At 68.1% G+C, this 22092-nt stretch carries 20 protein-coding genes; 5 read left to right on the top strand and 15 right to left on the bottom strand.

Going from position 1 to position 22092, the window contains the following annotated elements; translation table 11 throughout:
- Nucleotides 1-7: 7 nt before the first annotated feature.
- The 10 genes from QC818_RS01515 to QC818_RS01470 form a co-directional block, all read right to left on the bottom strand.
- Complete coding sequence (locus tag QC818_RS01515) at nucleotides 8-739, bottom strand: GntR family transcriptional regulator (RefSeq protein WP_309651191.1); 732 nt, start codon at nucleotides 737-739, stop codon at nucleotides 8-10.
- A gap of 152 nt (nucleotides 740-891) precedes the next feature.
- Complete coding sequence (gene pyk / locus QC818_RS01510) at nucleotides 892-2382, bottom strand: pyruvate kinase (RefSeq protein ID WP_309651060.1); 1491 nt, start codon at nucleotides 2380-2382, stop codon at nucleotides 892-894.
- Nucleotides 2379-3689, bottom strand: a complete 1311-nt coding sequence (locus QC818_RS01505) for a glycerate kinase type-2 family protein (RefSeq protein ID WP_309651059.1) — start codon at nucleotides 3687-3689, stop codon at nucleotides 2379-2381. Before QC818_RS01505 ends, pyk begins: the two co-directional genes overlap by 4 nt.
- Before the next feature lie 183 nt (nucleotides 3690-3872).
- Nucleotides 3873-4760, bottom strand: coding sequence for a 2-hydroxy-3-oxopropionate reductase (locus QC818_RS01500; protein ID WP_309651058.1), 888 nt, complete (start codon nucleotides 4758-4760; stop codon nucleotides 3873-3875).
- Between the two features lie 64 nt (nucleotides 4761-4824).
- On the bottom strand, nucleotides 4825-5601 hold the full coding sequence (gene hyi, locus QC818_RS01495; RefSeq protein WP_309651057.1) for a hydroxypyruvate isomerase: 777 nt from the start codon (nucleotides 5599-5601) through the stop codon (nucleotides 4825-4827).
- 91 nt (nucleotides 5602-5692) lie between these two features.
- A complete protein-coding gene (gene gcl / locus QC818_RS01490) occupies nucleotides 5693-7471 on the bottom strand; it encodes a glyoxylate carboligase (protein ID WP_309651056.1) in 1779 nt (592 codons plus the stop codon).
- A 374-nt stretch (nucleotides 7472-7845) separates the two neighbouring features.
- On the bottom strand, nucleotides 7846-8682 hold the full coding sequence (locus tag QC818_RS01485) for a bifunctional allantoicase/(S)-ureidoglycine aminohydrolase (protein WP_309651055.1): 837 nt from the start codon (nucleotides 8680-8682) through the stop codon (nucleotides 7846-7848).
- Nucleotides 8679-9212, bottom strand: coding sequence for an ureidoglycolate lyase (locus QC818_RS01480; RefSeq protein ID WP_309651054.1), 534 nt, complete (start codon nucleotides 9210-9212; stop codon nucleotides 8679-8681). Before QC818_RS01480 ends, QC818_RS01485 begins: the two co-directional genes overlap by 4 nt.
- Before the next feature lie 71 nt (nucleotides 9213-9283).
- Nucleotides 9284-10216 carry an allantoinase PuuE gene (gene puuE / locus QC818_RS01475; protein WP_309651053.1) on the bottom strand — a complete coding sequence of 311 codons (933 nt, stop codon included), beginning with the start codon at nucleotides 10214-10216 and terminating at the stop codon, nucleotides 9284-9286.
- 135 nt (nucleotides 10217-10351) lie between these two features.
- On the bottom strand, nucleotides 10352-11008 hold the full coding sequence (locus QC818_RS01470; RefSeq protein WP_309651052.1) for an aspartate/glutamate racemase family protein: 657 nt from the start codon (nucleotides 11006-11008) through the stop codon (nucleotides 10352-10354).
- A 393-nt stretch (nucleotides 11009-11401) separates the two neighbouring features.
- On the opposite strand from QC818_RS01470, the gene QC818_RS01465 reads away from it, so the two are divergent.
- The 3 genes from QC818_RS01465 (at nucleotide 11402) to QC818_RS01455 (ending at nucleotide 15179) form a co-directional block, all read left to right on the top strand.
- Entirely contained in the window at nucleotides 11402-12148 is a 747-nt protein-coding gene (locus tag QC818_RS01465) for an aspartate/glutamate racemase family protein (protein WP_309651051.1), read from the top strand.
- Nucleotides 12149-12258: 110 nt separating this feature from the next.
- Nucleotides 12259-13635: an NCS1 family transporter gene (locus QC818_RS01460; protein WP_309651050.1), complete on the top strand. Its 1377-nt coding sequence runs from the start codon at nucleotides 12259-12261 to the stop codon at nucleotides 13633-13635.
- A gap of 92 nt (nucleotides 13636-13727) precedes the next feature.
- Nucleotides 13728-15179 carry an NCS1 family nucleobase:cation symporter-1 gene (locus QC818_RS01455; RefSeq protein WP_309651049.1) on the top strand — a complete coding sequence of 484 codons (1452 nt, stop codon included), beginning with the start codon at nucleotides 13728-13730 and terminating at the stop codon, nucleotides 15177-15179.
- Between the two features lie 69 nt (nucleotides 15180-15248).
- Here QC818_RS01455 and QC818_RS01450 read toward each other — a convergent pair whose 3' ends face one another.
- From QC818_RS01450 to uraH, 3 genes are all read right to left on the bottom strand, one after another.
- Complete coding sequence (locus QC818_RS01450; protein WP_309651048.1) at nucleotides 15249-15980, bottom strand: GntR family transcriptional regulator; 732 nt, start codon at nucleotides 15978-15980, stop codon at nucleotides 15249-15251.
- A 120-nt stretch (nucleotides 15981-16100) separates the two neighbouring features.
- Nucleotides 16101-17348, bottom strand: a complete 1248-nt coding sequence (locus QC818_RS01445; RefSeq protein WP_309651047.1) for a urate hydroxylase PuuD — start codon at nucleotides 17346-17348, stop codon at nucleotides 16101-16103.
- A gap of 279 nt (nucleotides 17349-17627) precedes the next feature.
- Nucleotides 17628-17981 carry a hydroxyisourate hydrolase gene (uraH, locus tag QC818_RS01440; RefSeq protein WP_309651190.1) on the bottom strand — a complete coding sequence of 118 codons (354 nt, stop codon included), beginning with the start codon at nucleotides 17979-17981 and terminating at the stop codon, nucleotides 17628-17630.
- 210 nt (nucleotides 17982-18191) lie between these two features.
- On the opposite strand from uraH, the gene uraD reads away from it, so the two are divergent.
- Nucleotides 18192-18716, top strand: a complete 525-nt coding sequence (gene uraD / locus QC818_RS01435; protein WP_309651046.1) for a 2-oxo-4-hydroxy-4-carboxy-5-ureidoimidazoline decarboxylase — start codon at nucleotides 18192-18194, stop codon at nucleotides 18714-18716.
- 87 nt (nucleotides 18717-18803) lie between these two features.
- Here uraD and QC818_RS01430 read toward each other — a convergent pair whose 3' ends face one another.
- Nucleotides 18804-20213, bottom strand: a complete 1410-nt coding sequence (locus QC818_RS01430) for a uracil-xanthine permease family protein (RefSeq protein ID WP_309651045.1) — start codon at nucleotides 20211-20213, stop codon at nucleotides 18804-18806.
- 278 nt (nucleotides 20214-20491) lie between these two features.
- Here QC818_RS01430 and QC818_RS01425 point away from each other — a divergent pair, with 278 nt between their 5' ends.
- Complete coding sequence (locus QC818_RS01425; protein WP_309651044.1) at nucleotides 20492-21115, top strand: phosphoribosyltransferase; 624 nt, start codon at nucleotides 20492-20494, stop codon at nucleotides 21113-21115.
- Nucleotides 21116-21148: 33 nt separating this feature from the next.
- On the opposite strand, the gene QC818_RS01420 is transcribed toward QC818_RS01425, so the two are convergent.
- Nucleotides 21149-21856 carry a glutathione S-transferase family protein gene (locus QC818_RS01420; protein ID WP_309651043.1) on the bottom strand — a complete coding sequence of 236 codons (708 nt, stop codon included), beginning with the start codon at nucleotides 21854-21856 and terminating at the stop codon, nucleotides 21149-21151.
- Nucleotides 21857-22092 lie beyond the last annotated feature (236 nt).

The raw sequence follows: 22092 nt of genomic DNA, 5'->3' as shown, positions 1-22092 counted from the left end.
CCGCTCCTCAGGCCCGTTCGGGGGCGCGGCCCAGGATCGACATCAGGTCGATACGGGCCTCCCGGGGGCTCAGGTCCAGCATCGCCTCGAGCCCGTTGAGGTGGTCGTGCACGGCGCCGCGGGCGGCCTCGGCGTCGCCCGCCGCCAGGTGCTCGAGCAAGCGGTCGTGCTGGCCTTCCTGGTAGCAGGAGGCCAGGCCGGCGCGCTTGTAGAGCGCCACCACGATGGAGGTGCGCAGCACCAGGTCGGTGAGCATGCCGCCCAGCACGCGATTGGGCGCGTATTCGGCCAGCCGGTGGTGCAGGGTCAGGGAGCGCTCGATGCGCGCCGGCTCGTCGCCCCGCCGGTAGTCCTCGACCTCGGCCCGGGCCTGCTCGGTCAGCGCCTCCAGCGCCTCCGGCGAGAGCCGCCCGGCCAGCTGGGCCGCCACCTCACCCTCCACCAGGCGACGCGCCTCGAAGGTCTCGCGGGTCTCCTCGATGCTCGGCGCCCGCACCCGGGCCACCTGGTTGGGCCGCTGGTCGATGACATGCTCGGAGGCCAGCCGCGTCAGGGCCTTGCGCACCACCGAACGGCTCACGCCGAAGACCTCGCCCAGGGTGATCTCGGGCAGCTTGGTGCCCGGCGGCAGCCGCTGCATCAGCACCGCGTGGCGCACCTTGTCGGCGATGTCGCGGTCGCTGACGCGGGCGCCGGCCTTGATTTCGGCCTGCATTTCCTCGTGCCAGGCATGGCTCATGAGATGGGTCTCCACGGTTTTCTCCCTGAACTGTCGCATGTTTGGGGTCGGCTGGCCACATCGCCCCGACAACATTGTATACAACAATACCAAAAGAAAGACCCGGCCGTCGGGAACGGCCGGGTCAGGCGAGCAAGGAACTTGGATCGGGGCTAGTCGGTGCGATGACGGGCGTTGACGTCGAGGATCTTGAGGGTGTTGGTGCCGCCGTGGGCGTTCATGTGATCGCCGCGGGTGAGGATGACGTGATCCCCGGGCTCGGCGAGGCCCTGAGCCACCACCCGCTCCAGGGCCCGGTCGTTGAGCTCGGTGGCGGCCATCTCGCTGGTGTCGAAGGGCAGCGAGATCACCCCGCGATACAGCGCCATGCGCCGCTGGGCGATCGGGTTGTGGGCCAGCCCGACGATCGGCAGCCCCGAGCGGATCCGCGAGGCGATCAGCGGCGTGTAGCCGGTGGCGGTCATGCAGGCGATGGCCGCCACTCCGGTGAGGTGGTTGGCGGCGTACATCGCCGACAGGGCGATGGTCTCGTCGATCCGCGAGAAGCCCTCGTGGATGCGGTGGCCGGATTCCTGGGCGATGCGCTCGCGCTCGGCGCCCAGGCAGACCCGCGCCATGGCCTCCACCGTCTCCACAGGGAAGCCGCCGGCGGCGGTCTCGGCGGACAGCATCACCGCGTCGGTGGCGTCGAGCACGGCGTTGGCCACGTCGAACACCTCGGCCCGGGTGGGCAGCGGCGCCTCGATCATCGACTCCATCATCTGGGTGGCGGTGATCACCGCCCGGTTGAGCTGGCGGGCGCGCTTGATGATGCGCTTCTGGGTGCCGATCAGCTTCTCGTCGCCGATCTCCACGCCCAGGTCGCCGCGGGCCACCATCACCGCCTCGCTGGCCTCGATGATGGCGTCCAGGGTGGCGTCACTGGCCACCGCCTCGGCACGCTCGAGCTTGGCCACCAGGCCGATTTCCTGGCCGGCTTCTCCCAGGAGCTCGCGGGCCTCGGCCATGTCGGCGGCGCTGCGCGGGAAGGACACCGCCAGGTAGTCGACGCCGATGTCGATGGCGGTGGCCAGGTCGGCGCGGTCCTTGTCGGTCAGCGCCGGGGCCGAGAGGCCGCCGCCCTGCTTGTTGATGCCCTTGTTGTTGGACAGCTCGCCGCCCACCGCCACGGTGGTGTGGATGGCGCTGCCGTCGACCCGCTCGACGTCGAGCACCAGCCGGCCGTCGTCGAGCAGCAGGCGATCGCCGGCGGCCACGTCGTCGGCCAGGGCGGCGTAGTCGCAGCCCACCCGCTCGGCATCGCCGGCCTCGCCGTCCAGCGCCACGTCGATGACGAAGGGCGCGCCCTCGGCGAGGGTGACCCTGCCGTCGCGGAAGCGGGCGATGCGGATCTTGGGGCCCTGGAGGTCGCCCAGGGCGGCGACGCTGCGGCCCTGGCGGGCGGCGATCTCGCGCACCGCGGCCAGCCGGCGGCGGTGGTCGTCGGCCGAGCCGTGGGAGAAGTTGAGGCGCACCACGTCGACGCCGGCGGCGATCATCCTCTCCAGTACGCCCTCGCGGTCGCTGGCGGGGCCCAGGGTGGCGACGATCTTGGTGCGACGGATCGGCTCGTGGATCGGGGCATGGGGCGGCAGTGTCGTCATGAGCTCCTCGGCAGTACCAGGATGGCACGAAAGTCGTTGACGTTGGTGCGCGTCGGCCCGGTCATGATCAGGTCGTCCAGCGCCTCGAAGAAAGTATAAGCGTCATTGCGTGACAGATAATCGTCGGGCTCGAGACCCAGCGAGCGCATGCGCGTCCAGCAGTCGGGGCCGAAGATGGCGCCGGCGTTGTCCTCGGAGCCGTCGATGCCGTCGGTATCGATGGCCAGGGCATGGATGCCCTCGGCGCCCTCGAGGGTGGCGAACAGCCCCAGCAGGTACTCGACGTTGCGCCCGCCGCGGCCGTCGCCGGTGACCGTCACGCTGGTCTCGCCGCCGGACAGGATCACCAGCGGCCTATCCAGGCCGTCCTGGGCCGACAGCGCCATGCGCCCCTGGGCCCGGCCCAGCTCCCGGGCCTCGCCTTCCAGGTCGTCGCCCAGCAGGCGCACCTCGATACCCTCGTCCTCGGCGGCCAGGCGGGCCGCGGCCAGGGCATCCCGGGCGCGGGCCAGGATCTCGCTGTCGTCCCGGGCGAAGCCCGGATCCTCGGGACGCGGGGCCTCGGTGTTGCCCGCCAGCTGCTCGCGCACCGCCGCGGAGATCTCGATGCCGTGACGCTCGAGGATCGCCAGGGCCTCGGCCGGGGTGCTGGCGTCGGGCAGGGTCGGCCCGGAGGCGATCAGCGAGGCCTCGTCGCCGGGCACGTCGGAGATCAACCAGGTCAGCACCCGGGCCGGATGGGCGGCGGCGGCCAGGCGGCCGCCCTTGATCGCCGACAGGTGGCGACGCACGGTGTTGATCTCGCGAATCGGCGCGCCGCTGCGCAGCAGCGCCTTGTTGATCGCCTGCTTCTCGGACAGCGCGATGCCCGGGGCCGGCAGCGTCATCAGCGCCGAGCCGCCACCGGAGATCAGGGCGATGACCAGGTCGTCCTCGCCCAGGTCCTCGACGGCCTCGAGCATGCGGCGGGCGGCCCGCTCGCTGAGGTCGTCGGGCATGGGATGGGAGGCCTCGAGGACCTCGATGTGGCGACACTCGGCGCCATGGCCGTAGCGGGTCACCACCAGGCCGGACAGCGGCGCCTCGGGATGGCGCGCCTGCCAGGCACGTTCCAGGGCGGCCGCCATGGCGGCCGCCGCCTTGCCGGCCCCTACCACCAGGGTGCGGCCGGCCGGGGGGTCGGGCAGCCGGTCGGGCAGCAACGTATCGGGATGCACGGCCGAGACGGCGGTCTCGCCGAGCCGCCTCAGCCAGGCACGCGCCGCCTCGGGCCGCTCGCGGGAAAGCAGGGGGGAAAGGGCATTCATTCGGGGGTCTCCTTCGAAAAAAGGGCCCGGTGACGAGCCTGGGGTCTAAAGGGGAAGACTCGACACCGGGCAAAAGGCCGTCAAGCGACGGCCCAGGCAGACGACGACCCGACGCCTGCCATCAGGGAGCAGTCACCTCCCCTGTCCTCCGCCGGCCGTCGCCCGACGACCGGCGGCACGGACTCAGCGGTTGCCGATCTCGTGATCGGCGAGCTGCTCCAGGGCGCGGGCGATGCCGGCGTGGTCCCAGTCGCCGCCGCCGTGGGCGACGCAGGCCTGGAACAGCTGCTGGGCATTGGCGGTGCCGGGCAGCGCGAGGTTGAGGCTGCGCGCGCCTTCCAATGCCAGGTTGAGGTCCTTCTGGTGGAGCTTGATCTTGAAGCCCGGATCGAAGGTGCGGTTGATCATGCGCTCGCCGTGGACGTCGAGGATCTTCGACTGGGCCAGGCCGCCGAGCAGGGACTCGCGGACCTTGGCCACGTCGGCGCCCGCCTTGGAGGCGAACAGCAGGCCCTCGGAGACGGCCTCGATGGTCAGGGCGACGACGATCTGGTTGGCCACCTTGCAGGTCTGGCCGGCACCCTGCTCACCGATGTGGGTGATGGTCTTGCCCATGACCTCGAGCAGCGGATTGGCGCGCTCGAAGCCTTCCTGGGACGCGCCGACCATGATGGTCAGGGCGGCGTTGATAGCACCGCCCTCGCCGCCGGAGACCGGGGCGTCGACGTATTCGCCGCCGGCGTCCTGGATGCGCTTGGCGAACTCCTGGGTGGCCAGCGGGGCGATCGAGCTCATGTCGATCACCAGGGTGCCGGGCTTGAGGCCCTCGATCACGCCGCCCTCGCCGAACAGCACCTCTTCGACGTCGGGGGTGTCCGGCACCATGGTGATGACGACCTCGGAGGCCTCGGCGACCGCCTTGGGATTATCGAGCTCCTTCATGCCCTTGGAGGCCAGGGTCTCGTCCAGGGTGCCGCGCTTGACGGTGGTCAGCTCGTGGCCGGCGTCCAGCAGGTGGCCCGCCATGGGGCGGCCCATGATGCCCAGTCCGATGAAACCGATCTTGCTCATGATGATTCTCCTGTCACTTGCGTGAGTCGCGTCGTCTCTCGATCATTCCTGGGGTGAAACGCTTTCAGCGTGCGGCGTCCAGCCAGCCCAGCCCTTCCCTGGTGCCCGCCTGGGGCTTGTACTCGCAGCCGATCCAGCCCTGGTAGCCCAGGCGATCGAGGTGCGCGAACAGGAAGGGATAGTTGATCTCGCCGGTGCCCGGCTCGTGGCGCCCCGGGTTGTCGGCCAGCTGCACGTGGGCGATGCGATCGAAGTGCTTCTCGATGGTCGGGGCCAGGTCCCCTTCCATGATCTGCATGTGATAGATGTCGTACTGCAGCTTCAGGTTGCTCGAGCCCACCTCGTCGAAGAGCGCCAGGGCCTGCTCGGTGCGATTGAGGAAGAAGCCCGGGATGTCGCGGGTGTTGATCGGCTCGGCGATCAGCAGGATGCCGGCGGCCTCGAGCTTGTCGGCGGCGAAGCGCAGGTTGTCGACCAGGGTCTGGCGCGCCTGGTCGTCGCTGACGCCCTCCGGCTGGATGCCGGCCAGGCAGTTGACCTGGGTGTTGCCGAGCACCTTGGCATACTCGATGGCGCGGTCGACCCCGGCGCGGAACTCCTCGACGCGGTCCGGGTGGCAGGCGATGCCGCGCTCGCCGGCGCCCCAGTCACCGGCCGGCAGGTTGAACAGCACCTGGCTCAGGCCGTTGTCGTCGAGGCGCTGCTTGATCTCGGCGGCCTCGAAGTCGTAGGGGAAGAGGTACTCCACGCCCTTGAAGCCGGCCTCGGCGGCGGCCTGGAAGCGGTCGAGGAAGTCGACCTCGGTGAACAGCATGCTGAGATTGGCGGCGAACTTGGCCATGTGAATCTCCCTGTGTCTTCTCGTGTATGTCAGCGTACGTCTCGGGCCGCCCGACCGCCGGTCCCCACCGGCGGCCGGGCGACGGCCGTGCTCAGCGCAGGGCGGCGATGGAGCTCGGTGCGTCTGCTTCGTTCTCGGCCAGCGCCTCGAACTCGTTGACAGTGCTCAAGTCCTTGCCGCTCATCGAGATGTTGGTCACCCGCTCGAGAATCACCTCCACCACGACCGGCACCTTGTGCTGATCCTTGAGCTGCTTGGCTTGCTCCAGCGCCGGAGCGATTTCCTCGGGGTCGGTCACGCGGATCGCCTTGCACCCCAGGCCCTCGACCACGGAGACATGGTCGACGCCGTAACCGTTGATGTCCGGGCAGTTGATGTTCTCGAAGGACAGCTGCACCTGATAGTCCATGTCGAAGCCGCGCTGCGCCTGACGGATCAGCCCCAGGTAGGAGTTGTTCACCAGCACGTGGATGTAGGGCAGGTTGAACTGCGCGCCCACCGCCAGCTCTTCGATCATGAACTGGAAGTCATAGTCGCCGGACAGCGCCACGATGTCCGCCTCCGGATCGGCGCGGCGCACGCCGAGCGCGGCCGGAATGGTCCAGCCCAGCGGGCCCGCCTGGCCGCAGTTGATCCAGTGGCGCGGCTTGTAGACGTGCAGGAACTGGGCGCCGGCGATCTGCGACAGGCCGATGGCCGTCACGTAGCGGGTGTTCTTGCCGAACGCCTTGTTCATTTCCTGATAGACGCGCTGGGGCTTGACCGGCGTTTCCTTGAAATCGGTCTTGCGCAGCATGGTGCGCTTGCGCTCCTGGCACTCCTCGGCCCACTGGCTGCGATCCTTCAGCTTGCCCGCGGCCTTCCATTCCTTGGCCACTTCGACGAACAGCTCCAGGGCCGCCTTGGCGTCGGAGACGATGCCGAGGTCCGGGCCGAAGATACGACCGATCTGGAACGGCTCGATGTCGACGTGAACGAACTTGCGACCCTCGGTGTAGGTGGCCAGATCGCCGGTGTGGCGGTTGGCCCAGCGGTTGCCGATGCCCATCACGAAGTCGGCTTCGAGCATGGTGGCGTTACCGTAGCGGTGCGAGGTCTGCAGCCCCACCATGCCGGCCATCAGCTGGTGATCGTCCGGGATGGTGCCCCAGCCCATCAGGGTCGGGATGACCGGCACCCCGGTGATCTCGGCGAACTCGGTGAGCAGGTCGCTGGCATCGGCATTGATGATGCCGCCCCCGGCCACCAGCAGCGGCTTGTCGGCCTCGTCGAGCATGCCCAGCGCCTTCTCGATCTGGGCACGGGTCGCGGCGGGCTTGTAGCCCTGCAGCGGCTCGTAGGTGTCCGGATCGAACTCGATCTCGGTCATCTGCACGTCGATCGGCAGGTCGAGCAGCACCGGGCCCGGGCGCGAGCTGCGCATGATCTGGAAGGCCTGCTGGAAGGCACGCGGCACCTGGGCCGGCTCGCGCACCGTGATGGCCCACTTGGTGACCGGGCCGGCGATGGCCTGGATGTCGACCGCCTGGAAGTCCTCCTTGTGCAGCTTGCTGGCCGGCGCCTGGCCGGTGATGCACAGGATCGGGATGGAATCGGCGGAGGCCGAATACAGGCCGGTGATCATGTCGGTGCCGGCCGGGCCCGAGGTGCCGATGCACACGCCGATGTTGCCCGGCTGGGTGCGGGTGTAGCCCTCGGCCATGTGCGAGGCCCCCTCGACGTGGCGCGCCAGGACGTGATCCACGCCGCCGACCTTGCGCATGGCGGCGTAGAAGGGGTTGATGGCGGCGCCGGGTAGGCCGAAGGCGACATCGACGCCTTCCTTCCGGAGCACGTGAACGGCAGCTTCCGCGGCAGTCATGCGAGCCATGACGATTCCTCCAGTGGCGGGTTCTGATTATTGGAAAATATTTCTGTATACAGAGACTAGACCCGCCACGGGAGGGTCGTCAATATTTTTTGGAAAACCTTTCCAGACATATCGATGCCGACTAATCTCCCGCCATTTCATAAGCTTGCGCAAATGGAAAAAATTTCCGCCAATTCAACGAGAAAGCGCCGACTCCGGTACCGATCCAGACCGAAGCCGACGCCATGAAGGGAGTTGAATGTATGCAGGATCAGCGGTCGAGGTGCATCACCTCCTCCCCCCCGCGACCGAATGCCGCCCCTGCCCATGAACGACGACACCCGCCGAAGGGCGGGTGTCGTCATACCGTTGCGTGCCGTGGCCGATCGCGGCGATCAGCGACGCTTGCTGTAGGGCAGCGCCATGTGCCGGTTGACGTCCTTGTACAGCAGGTAGCGGAACGGGCCCGGGCCGCCCGCGTAGCAGGCCTGGGGGCAGAAGGCGCGCAGCCACATGTAGTCGCCGGCCTCGACTTCCACCCACTCCTGGTTGAGGTGGTAGACCGCCTTGCCCTCGAGCACGTAGAGGCCGTGCTCCATGACATGGGTCTCGTCGAAGGGAATCACCCCGCCGGGCTGGAAGGTGACGATGTTGACGTGCATGTCGTGACGCAGGTCGTCCTGGTCGACGAAGCGGGTGGTGGCCCAGACCTCGTTGCAGTCCGGCATCACCGACGGCTCGATGTCGTTCTCGTTGGTGACGAAGGGCTCGGGCACCTCGATGCCGTCGACGAACTCGTAGGCCTTGCGGATCCAGTGGAAACGCACCGGGGCGTCGGCCTCGTTGCGCAGCTGCCAGTCGGTGCCCGGCGGGATGAAGGCATAGCCGCCCGGCACCATCCGGTGCTGCTCGCCGGCCAGGGTCAGCGTCATCTCGCCCTCGACCACGAAGAGCACGCCCTCGGCGCCCGGATCGGTCTCGGGGCGCTCGCTGCCGCCGCCGGGCGAGACTTCCATGATGTACTGGGAGAAGGTCTCGGCGAAGCCGGACAGCGGCCGCGACAGCACCCACAGCCGGGTGTTCTCCCAGTGCGGCAGCTTGCTGGCGACGATGTCGCGATAGACGCCCTTGGGAATGACCGCGAAGGCCTCGGTGAACATGGCGCGGTCGGTGGTCATCACCTTCTGGCTCGGGTGACCGCCGTGGGGCGCATAGTACTGACGCTGGCTCATGGGGTTTCCTCTTGTTCGCGTTGGGGCGTGACGCCCTGGCCGTGCGGCAGGGTCACGCGGATATCGATGGGGTGCTCGTCGCAGTTGTTGCCCTCGCCGCCGCGGTCGACCACCAGGAACTCGCCCTCGCGCTCCAGCACCGACTGGATGGCATGCCAGGTGCCGGCGCGATAGTTGACGCCCTGACGGCCGTCGGTGACGAAGGCGCGCACCTCGGCGGGGTCGATGGCATCGCCGGGAGGCGCCACCACCACGATGAAGCGCTCCTCGTGCATGGGCACGAAGGCCTGGCTGCCCTGGGGATGACGCTCGAGGAAGCTCAGGTCCAGCGGCACCGTGACGGGCTGGCTGACGAAGATGCTGATCAACGCCCGGGCCTGCTCGCCCAGGGTCTCGACCCGGGCCAGGTCATGGTAGCGCCGGGTGCGGCCGGCGTTGATATGGAAGTAGTCGGACGTCCGGGTGTCGATCACGTCGCCGAAGGGGGCGAAGGCCTCCGGCGTCAGGGGATGGGCTTCGAGCTGGAGCATGTGGCCTCCTGGGGTAACGCATGACGGGGCGGGCGGCGCGCCGCCCGCCCCGGGCTGTCGGCATGGCGGCATCAGGATGCCGGGTGGTGCTCGGCCCAGTGACGGGCGATGTCCACGCGGCGGGTCACCCAGACGCGGTCATGGGCCTCGATGTGGTCGAGGAAGCGCTGCAGGGCGCGGAAGCGGCCCGGACGGCCCAGCAGCCGGCAGTGCATGCCCACGGACAGCATCTTCGGGGTGTCCTCGCCTTCCGCGTAGAGCACGTCGAAGGCGTCGCGCAGGTAGGTGAAGAAGTGATCCGCGGTGTTGAAGCCCTGGGGCGCGGCGAAGCGCATGTCGTTGGTGTCCAGGGTATAGGGCACCACCAGGTGGCTGTGCTCGCGGCCCTGGCTGTCCGCCTCGCGGGTCCAGAACGGCAGGTCGTCGCCGTAGTAGTCGCTGTCGTAGAGGAAGTTGCCCTCGTCGAGCACCAGGCGCCGGGTGTTGGGGCTGTCGCGGCCGGTGTACCAGCCGAGCGGCTTCTCGCCGTAGAGCGACTGGAAGATCTCAATGGCGCGGCGCATATGCTCGCGCTCGACGCTTTCCGGCACCTTCTGGTAGTGGATCCAGCGATAGCCGTGACAGGCGATCTCGTGGCCCAGCTCCTTGAACGCCTGGGCCACCTCGGGGTTGCGCTCCAGCGCCATGGCCACGCCGAACACCGTCAGCGGCAGGCCGCGACGCTCGAACTCGCGCAGGATGCGCCACACGCCGGCCCGGGAGCCGTACTCGTAGATCGACTCCATGCTCAGGTGGCGATCGGGGTAGGACTCGGCGCCGATGATCTCGGAGAGGAACTGCTCGGAGCCCTCGTCGCCGTGCAGCACGCAGTTCTCGCCGCCTTCCTCGTAGTTGAGCACGAACTGGACGGCGATGCGCGCCTTGCCGGGCCACTTGGCCTCGGGCGGGGTGCGGCCGTAGCCGATCAGATCGCGGGGATAGTCAGGGCCTGTCGTTGAGGTCATGGCGAAGCCTCCTTGTTGTTCTGCGGACGCTCGACGGCGAAGGCTCGCCATTCTGAGCGACAATAAATGTATACAATTACATAATAGGGTGTACCCACTTTGCTTTCAAGCGACGCCCCCGTGCCGCCGAGGGCGTCAGCCGGCGAGCCGCATCAGGGCCAGGCTCTGGGCCAGGGCGGCGTCCAGCGAATCCACCAGCCGCAGGCCCGTCGGCGCCGCCAGCTCTCGCGCCAGCCCGGCCAGGGCGGCACCGCCGACGATGATCACATCCGGCGCCAGGGACGCCGCCTGCTCGTCCACGGCCGCCTGGGCCCGTCGCCGGGCCGCATCGCGCTGCGCCGGCAGCGCCAGGTCCTCGATCGCCACCGAGGTGATGCCCAGGCAACGGCGACTCGCCCCCAGCTCGTGCAGGACGTCCTCGATCATCCTCGGCCAACGCCGGCCCGGCGTGACGATCGAGAAGCGCGCGCCCAGCTGCAGGGCGCACAGCACCGAGGCCTCCAGCATGCCGGTGACCGGCACCGGGCTGACCTCGCGGACCGCCGCCAGCCCGGGCTCGCCGAAGCAGGCCAGGAGGAGACCGTCATGGTCGTCCGCCGGCCGGGCCTCGAGGCGGGCCACCAGGGCGCCGCCGGCCAGCGCACAGTCGCGGCGTGAGGCGATGTAGGGCACGCCCCGGGGCGCGGTGTCCGCGCATACCTCGACCGCATCGCCATAGAAGGCCCGGGCTCGCGCGGCCATCCAGTCGGTCATGGCGGCATTGGTATTGCCGTTGAGCATCAGCAGGCGCATGGGCTCTCCCCCTCGAGACCTTCAGACTCGTACCTTGTATACAAAAAATCAATCCCCCGCTCCGGATCTCCCCGGCGTCGCCCGGGACATTCGCCCCATCGTACCGCCGCATCCCCCGAGTAACGGCGGTCCATGCGCCGGGAACCCCAAAAATGTATACACTTTAATCTAATCAATGTCTCCAATTAAGGCCGCGGAATAGCCAATAAATATTGTATACATAAAATGTCGCCAATAAATTTTCCTTAGTATTTTCTTAACACACTGATTTAAAAGGCAATACAATCATGACGCCGGGGAGGATCCGCCTTGATTTCCGGCGAGGATCGCGACTACTTTGTGTACAAAGAGGTTTTTCTTTGTTCACAAAAACAACCCCGCCGGGAGCGCCCCATGCAAATCCACGTCATCAACCCCAACACCACCCGCGGCATGACCGACACCATCGCCACGGCCGCCCAGGGCATCGCCGCCCCCGACACCCGCATCAGCGCGACCCAGCCGGCCCACGGCCCGGTCTCCATCGAGAGCCACTTCGACGAGGCGATCAGCGCCGTGGGCGTGCTCGAGGAGGTCATGGCCGGCGAGCGCCAGGGGGTGGATGCCTATATCATCGCCTGCTTCGGCGATCCCGGCCTGCTGGCCGCCCGGGAACTGACCCGGGCCCCGGTGATCGGCATCGCCGAGGCCGCCTTCCACATGGCGGCGCTGATCAGCACCCGCTTCTCGGTGGTCACCACCCTGGGCCGCACCGGCATCATCGCCGAGCACCTGCTGGACCAGTACGGCTTCCGCCACCATTGCCGCCGGGTGCGCGCCGCCGAGATCCCGGTGCTCGACCTGGAGGCCGACGGCGACGCCGCCCTCGACCGGATCATCGGCGAGGGCCGCCGGGCCCGGGACGAGGACGGCATCGGCGCCATCGTGCTGGGCTGCGGTGGCATGGCCGACCTCACCGACGAGATCGCCGAGGCCGTGGGCCTGCCGGTGGTGGAGGGCGTGACCGCCGCGGTCAAGCTGGCCGAGGCCCTGGCCGGCCTGGGGCTCGGCACCAGCAAGGTCGGCGACCTGGCCTTCCCGCGCCCCAAAGCCTTCACCGGCCGCTTCGAACACCTGTCCCACGGCGCCGGTCTGCGCTGATTCCCGTTTCCCGAGGCGCTCGTCGAGCAGAGCGCACCGCAAGCGTCCCCGTCGCCTGAAGGCGCCGGACTACAACCACAACCAATGCACCACCTTGCGAGGACGGCATCATGACCCTCTCGACTTCCCGCACCGCTCCCGGTGAAGATACCGGGGTGATCCACGACAGCCCCCACGACACCAAGGCCGCCGGCAACGAGTCGCTGGCGCCGCAGAAGACGCGCATCATGGGGCGCACCTCCTACCTGCTCGCCTGGTTCGGCGGCTGCGTCTCCATCGGCACCTTCACCATGGGCTCCAGCGTGGTGGGCACGCTGAACCTGGTCCAGGCCACCCTGGCCATCGCCATCGGCTGCTTCGTGATCGGCATCGCCCTGGCGCTGAACGGGGCTGCCGGCTACAAGTACGGCATTCCCTTCATGGTCCAGGCGCGCAGCGCCTTCGGCTTCTCCGGCACCCGCCTGCCGGGGCTGGTGCGGGCCGTGCCGGCGATCGTCTGGTACGGCTTCCAGAGCTGGATCGGCGCCGGCGCCCTGAACATGGTCTCGGCGACCCTGTTCGGCTTCGACAACCTGATCTTCTACTTCATCACCTTCCAGCTGCTGCAGATCGCCCTCTCGGTGCTGGGCTTCCAGGGCATCAAGTGGCTCGAGAACGTGGGCAGCGCCTTCATCCTGGGCTCGCTGGTCTACATGTTCTACAGCACCATCCAGCGCTACGGCGACGAGCTCTCCGCCAGCATGCTGACCATGGATGGCTCCTGGGGCCTGCCCTTCTGGGGCGCCACCATGCTGTTCCTGGGCATCTACAGCACCATGATGCTCAACGTCAGCGACTACGCCCGCGAGCACAAGGAGGGCACCGGCCCGGGCCTGCTGACCACCATCTACGCCATGTCCATCCTGCCCTGCACCCTGTTCATGGGCCTGATCGGTTACATGGTCTCCGAGGCCACCGGCGTGGCCGATCCCATCAAGGTGTTCTCCAACGCCGTGGACAACACCCCGCTGCTGATGACCACCCTGCTGTTCATCGCCTTCGCCCAGGTCACCACCAACGTGCTCAACAACGTGGTGCCGCCCACCTACGTGCTGATGGACGCCTTCAAGCTGAAGTTCCGCACCGCCACCGTGATCGTCGGCCTGCTGGCCTTCGCCACCTTCCCCTGGGAACTGGTCAAGGACGAGTCCGCCGCCGGCCTGCAGCTGTTCGTGCAGACCTACTCCGCCTTCCTGGGCCCGATCTTCGCCATCCTGGTGGTCGACTACTACCTGATCCGCCGCCGCACCCTGGACCTCGGCAAGCTCTACGACGAGAACGGCCCCTATCGCGGCGTGAACATGGCGGCGCTGATCGCCACCGCCGCCGGCGCCGTGGTCGCCCTGACCTTCTCCTCGGTGTCCTGGTACGCCAGCCTGATCCCGGCCGGCCTCACCTACTACCTGCTGATGAAGCACTGGGCCCCCTGCCAGCGGTTCCGCAGCTGAGACCCTAGACTGAGGGTGAATGCCCTCTCCCCGGCCCTGGGCCCTCCCTCGACGGGAGGGCCTTTCCCACAACGACAAGACGGGCAAACGCCATGATGGAAAACGAGCTGGAGATCCAGCACCGCGACCCGACCCTCTACAACGAGGACCTGGCCCCGATCAAGCATCGCGACCGCAACTGGGGCTGGTTCGAGATCTTCAACGTCTGGTCCAACGACATCCAGAGCCTGTTCGGCTACACCCTGGCGGCCTCGCTGTTCATCTCCTACGGCCTCAACGGCTGGGCGGTGATGGCGGCGATCATCCTCGCCGGCTTCGTGGTGATGTGGCTGGTCAACCTGACCGGCAAGCCGAGCGTCAAGTACGGCGTGCCCTTCCCGGTGATGATCCGCGCCAGCATGGGCGTGCGCGGCGCCAACTTCCCGGCCATGCTGCGCGCCATCATCGGCATCTTCTGGTACGGGGTGCAGACCTACTTCGCCTCCACGGCGGTGGCACTGCTGATCACCGCGCTCATCGGCGACCCCGGCGGATCCTGGCTGGGCATGTCCGCCGTAGGCTGGCTGTCCTTCGTGATCGTCTGGGTCTTCCAGATGGCGCTGTTCTGGCAGGGCATCGACCGCATCAAGCACTTCCTCAACTGGGCCGGTCCCATGGTCTACGTGGTGATGGTGGCGCTGATGGTCATCGTCTGGTTCCAGGCCGGCAGCGACCTGCTGCCCGCGGTGAGCACCATCTTCAGCGGCAGCAGCGAGTATGAAGGCAGCCCCCTGACCGCCTTCCTGGCGATCACCGGCACCATGATCGCCTACTTCGCCGCCGTGGTGATCAACTTCGGCGACTTCACCCGCTTCGTGAAGAGCGAGAAGCAGATGAAGCTCGGCAACCTGCTGGGCCTGCCGCTCAACGTGGCCTTCTTCTCCTTCATCGCCCTGATCATCACCGCCGGCACCCTGGCGCTGTTCGGTGAGACGCTGACCAACCCCTCGGACATCATCGAGCGGGTCGACGCCCTGCCGCTGACCATCATCGCCGCGATCACCTTCTTCGCCGCCACCGTGGGCATCAACCTGGTCGCCAACTTCATCCCGCCGGCCTACGACCTGGCCAACCTCTTCCCGGGCAAGATCAGCTTCCGCATCGGCGGGCTGATCACCGCCGTGGTGGCCTTCTTCGTCGGCGCGCTGTGGGTCTCGGTGATCAGCCAGATCGGCATCGCCGGCTTCGTCAATGCCCTGGGCGCCGTCGTGGCCCCCTTCTACGGCATCATCGTGGTCGACTACTACCTGGTGAAACGCCAGCACCTGAACATCCAGGACATGTTCTCCGCCGACCCCGACGGGGCCTACCACTACCTCAAGGGCTGGAACAAGCGGGCCATCGGCGCCTTCGCCCTGGCCGCCCTGTTCTCGATCTCCTCGGTGTGGGTGCCGGCGCTGGAGGCCCTGGGCGGCTACGCCTGGCTGATCGGCGCCGCCCTGGGCGGACTCTTCTACTACCTGCTGATGCGGGCCCGCCGCGAGCCGGTCGCCGCCCGGCCCTGACCCCCGCCCCGAACGACGCCGCCCCGGACCATGGTCCGGGGCGGCGTCGTTACGGCAGGTCCGAGGCGATCAGTCGGCGAAGATCTCGTAGAGGTCCGGCGTCTCCTCCTCTTCCTCATGGATCGACAGCGAGGCCTCGATGGCCTTGAGATGGCGGCTCATGAAGGCCCGCGCCCGCTCCCCGTCGCCGCCCTCCAGGAAGCCGAGCAGGTCGTCGTGATCGTGGGACTCGCAGCCCAGGTGGCCGGCATTGCCGTAGACGGCCAGGATCAGCGAGGAGCGCGAGCACAGCTGCTCGACGAAGGCCGCCAGGGTGGCATTGCCGGAGATGTGGGCCAGGCGCCCGTGGAAGGCCGCCGACAGCTTGATCGCCGCGCTCTGCTCGCCGGCCTTCAGGGCCTGGCGCTCGCGGCCGGCCATGTCACGCAGGGCCTCGAGATCGGCGGCGGTGATCCGCCGGGCGACCTCGGGCATCAGGCCGCACTCGACCATCTGGCGAGCGTCGAAGACATCCTTGGCCTCCTCGGCGGTAGGGCGGGTCACACTGGCGCCGCGCCGCGGGGTCAGGGTGACCAGCTGCTCCAGGGCCAGGCGCTGCAGGATCTTGCGGATTCCGGTGCGGCTGATGCCGAAGACCTCGGACAGGGCATCCTCGCGCAGGCGGGCGCCGGGCTTGAGGCGATGCTCGATGATGGCATCGCTGATCGAGCGATGAATCGCCTCATGGCGCTCGGCGCCGTCCCCGTTCTTGCCGGGGCGGCCCGAGCCCTTGCGCTCGGAAACGACCTGACGCTGGTTCATGGATTGCTCACCTCCTGAAAGCCCGTCGACGGAATTATTGTATACGCTTTTCCCCCGGAAACACGAACGCCGCCCGCCGGGGACGGCGGGCGGCGTTGGTCGCGGCGGGCGCGGCCGGGGTCAGGGATTCCAGCCGGCGACCGTCGCGCGCTCCTCGTCGGTCATCTGGGTGATGTTGCCCAGCGGCATGTAGCCGCTCGCGATCACCTGCTTGACCTGGTCGGCCTGGCGCAGCAGCTGGTCCTCGGTCTCGAGGATCACGCCCGCCGGCGCGGCCGCGAAGCCCTCGTGCTCGGGGTTCTGGGCATGGCAGGACACGCAGCGCTGCTCGATGATGGCATGCACCTCGCCGGCCGGGGAAGCCGCGGCCAGGGGCTGGTCGGCACTCTCCTCGACGCTCGCCGCGGACTCGGTGCTGGCGGTGGCCCCCCCGTTGTTGCCGGCGGGCGCGCCGATCCAGATCGCCACCAGGATCAGGGCGACGCCGGCGGCCGGATAGGCCGGCTTGGTCTGCCCGGCGTGCATCAGCACGAAGAACTGGCGGATCAGGGCGCCGGCGAAGATGAACAGCACCATGATCACCCAGGACAGCTCGTGGGTGTAGGTGAAGGAGTAGTGGTTGCTGAGCATCAGCAGCACCACCGGCAGCGTGAAGTAGGTGTTGTGCACCGAACGCTGCTTGCCGCGCTTGCCGTCGATGGGGTTCGGCGTCTCGCCGGCCTTCATGGCCTTCACCATGCGGCGCTGGCCGGGGATGATCCAGAAGAAGACGTTGGCGGACATGGCGGTGGCCATCACCGCGCCGGTGAGCAGGAAGGCCGCGCGGCCGGCGAAGATCTGGGTGCTCAGGTAGGCGACCACCACCATCATCACGGCCACGCCGAGACTCAGGATGCCGTCACGCTCCATGTTGGGGCTGATGCGCTTGCACATCTCGTTGTAGACGACCCAGCCCCCCAGCAGGAACACCAGGGCCACGACGTTGGCCTGCCAGCCGGTCAGGTTGGCGGCCCACTCCCAGCTGCTGCCCGGATTGACCAGGTAGAAACTCGGGTTGGCCATGTACAGCAGCACGAACAGGCCGAAGCCCGACAGCCAGGTGGTGTAGGCCTTCCAGAACGACCAGTGCAGGTCCTCGGGCAGCTTTTCGGGGGCGCTGGCGTACTTCTGGTTGTGGTAGAAGCCGCCGCCGTGCACGGCCCACATCTCGCCGAACACGCCCTTCTGCTTGTCCTCGGCCGCCTTGGGCGGACGCAGGCTGTTGTCGAGCATCACGAAGTAGATCGATTCGCCGATCCAGGCCACGGCGGCGATCACGTGCAACCACCTCAGCAGGAGGTTGGCGAAGTCCAGAAAATAGGCTTCCATCGGTCAGGCCTCGTTGGAATTATGCGGTTGTCATGTCGATTTGGGCGAGAAGGGAACGACTGATTTATGTCGCGAGCGATGAGAGGCTGGCCGCCGCCGGAACGGGCTCGAAGCGAAGCGGAGAGAACGTCCGAAGGACGGCCCCGCAGGGGCGAGAAACCGCAGGTTTCGAGTCAACACCGGAGTTTACAGGGCGGTACATGAGGATGTTGACCGGGCTCGCGTACGAGTACCGCCGGCGGCCAGGATATCGAGCGCAGCAATAAATCGGTGTTCCCTTCAGCTGCCGCGGTAGGTGGAATAGCTGTACGGCGACAGCAGCAGCGGCACGTGGTAGTGCTGGCCGGCATCGGCGACGCCGAAGCGCAGCGGGATCACGTCGAGGAAGCGCGGCTTGTCGCCGGCCACGTTGTGGCGATCGAGGTATTCGCCGGCATGGAAGACCAGCTCGTACTCGCCGACGGTGAAGGCCTCACCCTCCAGGATGGGGGCATCGCAGCGACCGTCATCGTTGGTGACCACCTCGGCGATCCGCTGGCGCTCGCCGCCCTCCAGGCGATAGACCTCGATGCGGATGCCCTCGCCCGGCAGGCCGAGGGCGGTATCCAGCACGTGAGTGGTGAGATAGCCCATCATCTTCTCCTCTTGTCATCGATGCCGGGCGCGTCGCCGGCGGGAGTGTCATGCTTCGAGTACGCTCGCGGGTCAGGGGACGAGCGCGTCCGTTAAAGAACAGTTGTAGCTCTAAAGAGAGTACATTTCAAAGACTTTATTGTATACAGTTTTATCGCTACCCTGACAACTCCGATGTCACTCGCTCATCCGCACCACAAGGAGATCCCCATGAGCCACAAGACGCTTTCCCCCCGGCCCAGCCAGCTGGACCAGGCCGCCTTCGTCGAACAGTTCGGCGACATCTACGAGCACTCGCCCTGGGTGGCCGAACTCGCCTGGCAGCGGGGCCTGGGCCCGGAGCAGGACACCCCGGATGGCCTGGCCACGGCCATGGGCCGCGTGCTGAGCGAGGCCGACCCCGAGCGCCAGCTTGAGGTGATCCGCGCCCACCCGGACCTGGCCGGCAAGGCCGCCGTGGCCGGCGAGCTGACCGACGACTCCACCCGCGAGCAGGCCGGCGCCGGGCTCGATCAGTGCACCCCCGAGGAGATGGCCCGCTTCGAGCGCCTCAACGCCGCCTACAAGGAGCGCTTCGGCTTCCCCTTCGTGATGGCGGTCAAGGGCAGCGATCGCCACGTCATCCTGGCGGCCTTCGAGGAGCGCCTGAAGAACGACCCGGCCGAGGAGCGCCGCACCGCCATCGCCCAGATCAACCGCATCGCCGCCTTCCGCCTGGAGGACCGCGCCGCCTGATCCCGGTCCCCCCACGCGAAAGCGCTGCCGGGCGAGCCCGGCAGCGCTTTTTTTCGGTTCGCGGGACGGGCCTTTCGCCCCGCCGACTTACTTCTCGGCCTTGAGGCCGGTGTCGCCGGCGGTTTCCTCGGCATCCGCCTCAGCGATCTCCTCGCGCTCGCGGGCCTCGTCCGCCAGGGACTTGCGCGGCAGCACCAGGTTGAGCACGAAGGCGGTAATGGCCGCGACCACGATCGGCGCCCCGCCGATCACGTTCTGCAGGGTCTCGGGGAACTGCGCGATGGCCGACGGCACCGCCGAGATCCCCAGGCTCAGCGCCAGGGCCAGGCCGACGATGGTCATGTTGCGCGCCGACATCTCGTCCTTGGTGAGCAGCTGGATGCCGGTCATGGTGATCATGCCGAACACCGTGATGGTCGCCCCGCCCAGCACCGGATAGGGAATGGTGGTCATGATGGCGCCGAACTTCGGACTCAGGCCGGCCAGCAGCATGAAGATCCCGGCGATCGCCAGCACGTAGCGGCTGATCACCTTGGTCATGGCCACGATGCCCACGTTCTGGCTGAAGGTGGAGGTCGGCAGGGCGCCGAAGAAGGAGCTCGCCGCGGTGGTCAGGCCGTTGCCGAGCAGCCCGCCGGTCAGCTCCTTGGTTTTCAGCTCGCGGTTCATGCCGGCCACGCTGGTCGCCGACAGGTCGCCGATGGTCTGCACCGAGTTGATCACGCAGATCACCACCATCGAGACGATGGCCGCGGAGTGGAACTCCATCTCGAACGGCATCACCCGGGGCACGGCGATCCACTGGGCGCTGGCCACGCTGCTGAAGTCGACCATGCCCAGCGGCAGCGCGATCAGGTAGCCGACCAGGATGCCGACGATGATCGCCGACAGCTTGACCACGCCGCGGCCGAACTGGGAGGCCAGCAGCACGGTGACCAGGGTCACCAGGCCCACGCCCCAGTTCTGCAGCTCGCCGAAGTTGGGCGCGTTGACGTTGCCGCTGCCGGCGATGTAGCGGATGGCGATGTCATACAGCGACAGGCCGATGACCAGCACCACGGTGCCGGCCACCACCGGCGGGAAGAGGTGGCGGATGTACTGGATGAAGTAGCCCACCACCATCATGGTGATGCCGCCGATCAGCTGGGCGCCGAGGATGCCCTCGATGCCGAACTGGCCGCCCACGGCGATCAGGGTCGGCACATAGGCGAAGCCCACGCCGAAGATCGCCGGCAACCGGGCGCCGAACTTCCAGACCCCGTAGAGGTGGAAGAGCGTGCAGATGCCCGAGGCGAGCACCGCGATCTGGATCAGCAGCAGCTTCTCCTGAGGCGTGGCGCCCACCACCCCGGCGATGATGATCGGCGGGGTGATGACCCCGGCGATCATCGCCAGCACGTGCTGCAGGGAGATGGGGAGCGCCTTGGCAAGGGGAGGCTTGCCATGGAAGTCGAATATCGAGGTGTTATTGACGTTGGTCTGCATGGTATCGGCCATTGGGTGTGGTGTTGTTGTGGCGTCATGCTGCCGGCGGGGCCGGGCAGCCGGGATCCGCCGAGGCACCCCTCTCGGGCGGCGGCCTGCTGCGGGCGGGCGGGGAATGAAGGGGCATGCCGTGTTGTCGTTGTCTTCCCTGTCCGCCAAATGGATACAGTTAGACCGGGATCCTTGTCGAACAATAATGGAGCTTACTGTATACAATCAAGGCGGCGACGGAATTCACGCCCCCCACCGCCTAGACTGGTAGTCAGAGCACGCGACCCGGGAGGCTTGCCATGTTTCGCGACCGGCTGGATGCCGCCGAGCGCCTGGCGCGGCGGCTGGAGGCACTGCACGGGCAGCACCCGCTGGTCCTGGCCATCCCACGGGGCGGGGTTCCCATGGGGCGGCTGCTCGCCGACGAGCTGGAGGGCGACCTGGACGTGGTGCTGGTGCGCAAGATCGGCGCGCCGGGCAACCCGGAGTACGCCATCGGCGCGGTCGGCGAGGAGGGCCAGGTGCAGCTCGAGGAGACGGCGCGACATGCAGGGGAGGCGGCGCTGTCCCGGGAGATCGAGACCCAGCGGGCGCTGATCGCCGAGCGCCGCCGGCGCTACACGCCGGTGCGGGCGCCCCTCGATCCCCGGGGCCGCGTGGTGGTGGTGGTGGACGACGGCAGCGCCACCGGCGCCACCATGGCCATGGCGCTGGCCTGCCTGCGGCCGCGGGGCCCTGCACGGCTGATCGCCGCCATCGGCGCGGCGCCGCCGGACACCCTGGCCCGGCTCGAGGCGCTGGCCGACGAGGTGGTGTGCCTGACCTGCTCGCCGACCTTCGCCGCGGTGGGCCAGTTCTTCGCCGACTTCGGCCAGGTCGACGACGACGAGGTCATGCGCCTGCTGGGCACCGAGCACGGTTGAGGCGACGAACGCCCGGCGCCCGCGGCGGCGCCGTCAGCGGTAGGCGCCGGCGATATCGGTGATCCTCGGCGCCTCGCGCCCCAGCCCGCCGTGCTGGTCGAGCATCCGCTCGCGCCAGGCATGGACGGGGTCGGCATTGGACACCAGGTCGGCGCTGGACACGCAGCGGGCCCACATGAAGAAGCCGAACACCAGGTAGTCGGCGCCCCCGGGGGCCGCGCCGTCCAGGAACTCCGCCTCGTCCAGGTGGCCGCGCAGCGGCGCCAGGGCCGCATCGAGCTGGGCGAGCCCCTTGGCCGGGGAGTGGAACTCCTCCAGGGTCCGGCCGAAGCGCCGCTCGCGGCTCTCACGGAAGTAGGGCCGGTCATCCGGATGGATGGCGTTGAACAGGTCCATGATGATGGTGCGCATCATCGCCGGCGCCAGGGCGCGCTCGGCATAGTGCTTGAAGAAGCGCGCCCGGGCCTCCGCCGCGCCTTCGCCGAGCAGCGGCGCCCGGGGATAGGTCGCGTCCAGGTAGCGCAGGATCGCATAGCTGTCGGTCACCACCTCGTCGCCGTCGACCAGCACCGGCACCCGGTCGTGATCGGCGAAGGCCAGCGCCGCCTTGTCGGTAAACCGCCAGGGCCGCGTCTCCACGTCGAGCCCCTTGTGGGCCAGGGCGAGGCGCACCCGCCAGCAATAGGGGGAAAAGCGCAGCCGCTCGTCGATGCCGCAGAGGTCGTAGAGAATCCGGGCCATGTCGCCTCCTGGGTCGTCGGGAAAGCCCCGATGGTGGCAGGCCGGCGCCGGCCCTGCCATGACCGAGCCGTCCCTCGCCCCTGTCCATTGGTCTAATTCGTTCCCCCCGACGGCCGGCGGGGCCCCTGCCCCGAGCTCCTGCAGCCCCTTGAATTACCGGGCCCTGCCGGTTCGCCGGCCGGGACGGGCGCCGCGCCGGCATTGGCCAGACCAATTTCCCAGTGATGACCGAACGG

The sequence above is a fragment of the Halomonas koreensis genome (assembly GCF_031451675.1).
In the GTDB taxonomy this organism is placed as follows: domain Bacteria; phylum Pseudomonadota; class Gammaproteobacteria; order Pseudomonadales; family Halomonadaceae; genus Halomonas; species Halomonas koreensis.
Note: the sequence above shows the minus strand (reverse complement) of the source record. Positions and strands in the feature narration are given on the sequence as shown.

Bases quoted from the DNA above. Each gene is read 5' to 3' on its own strand.
- QC818_RS01480 (WP_309651054.1), bottom strand. From the start codon at position 9,212: ATGCTCCAGCTCGAAGCCCATCCCCTGACGCCGGAGGCCTTCGCCCCC.
- uraD (WP_309651046.1), top strand. From the start codon at position 18,192: ATGAGCCACAAGACGCTTTCCCCCCGGCCCAGCCAGCTGGACCAGGCC.
- QC818_RS01485 (WP_309651055.1), bottom strand. From the start codon at position 8,682: ATGAGCCAGCGTCAGTACTATGCGCCCCACGGCGGTCACCCGAGCCAG.
- QC818_RS01420 (WP_309651043.1), bottom strand. From the start codon at position 21,856: ATGGCCCGGATTCTCTACGACCTCTGCGGCATCGACGAGCGGCTGCGC.
- QC818_RS01465 (WP_309651051.1), top strand. From the start codon at position 11,402: ATGCAAATCCACGTCATCAACCCCAACACCACCCGCGGCATGACCGAC.
- QC818_RS01450 (WP_309651048.1), bottom strand. From the start codon at position 15,980: ATGAACCAGCGTCAGGTCGTTTCCGAGCGCAAGGGCTCGGGCCGCCCC.
- uraH (WP_309651190.1), bottom strand. From the start codon at position 17,981: ATGGGCTATCTCACCACTCACGTGCTGGATACCGCCCTCGGCCTGCCG.
- QC818_RS01445 (WP_309651047.1), bottom strand. From the start codon at position 17,348: ATGGAAGCCTATTTTCTGGACTTCGCCAACCTCCTGCTGAGGTGGTTG.
- QC818_RS01425 (WP_309651044.1), top strand. From the start codon at position 20,492: ATGTTTCGCGACCGGCTGGATGCCGCCGAGCGCCTGGCGCGGCGGCTG.
- QC818_RS01455 (WP_309651049.1), top strand. From the start codon at position 13,728: ATGATGGAAAACGAGCTGGAGATCCAGCACCGCGACCCGACCCTCTAC.
- puuE (WP_309651053.1), bottom strand. From the start codon at position 10,216: ATGACCTCAACGACAGGCCCTGACTATCCCCGCGATCTGATCGGCTAC.
- QC818_RS01430 (WP_309651045.1), bottom strand. From the start codon at position 20,213: ATGGCCGATACCATGCAGACCAACGTCAATAACACCTCGATATTCGAC.
- QC818_RS01515 (WP_309651191.1), bottom strand. From the start codon at position 739: ATGAGCCATGCCTGGCACGAGGAAATGCAGGCCGAAATCAAGGCCGGC.
- pyk (WP_309651060.1), bottom strand. From the start codon at position 2,382: ATGACGACACTGCCGCCCCATGCCCCGATCCACGAGCCGATCCGTCGC.
- gcl (WP_309651056.1), bottom strand. From the start codon at position 7,471: ATGGCTCGCATGACTGCCGCGGAAGCTGCCGTTCACGTGCTCCGGAAG.
- QC818_RS01470 (WP_309651052.1), bottom strand. From the start codon at position 11,008: ATGCGCCTGCTGATGCTCAACGGCAATACCAATGCCGCCATGACCGAC.
- QC818_RS01500 (WP_309651058.1), bottom strand. From the start codon at position 4,760: ATGAGCAAGATCGGTTTCATCGGACTGGGCATCATGGGCCGCCCCATG.
- hyi (WP_309651057.1), bottom strand. From the start codon at position 5,601: ATGGCCAAGTTCGCCGCCAATCTCAGCATGCTGTTCACCGAGGTCGAC.
- QC818_RS01505 (WP_309651059.1), bottom strand. From the start codon at position 3,689: ATGAATGCCCTTTCCCCCCTGCTTTCCCGCGAGCGGCCCGAGGCGGCG.
- QC818_RS01460 (WP_309651050.1), top strand. From the start codon at position 12,259: ATGACCCTCTCGACTTCCCGCACCGCTCCCGGTGAAGATACCGGGGTG.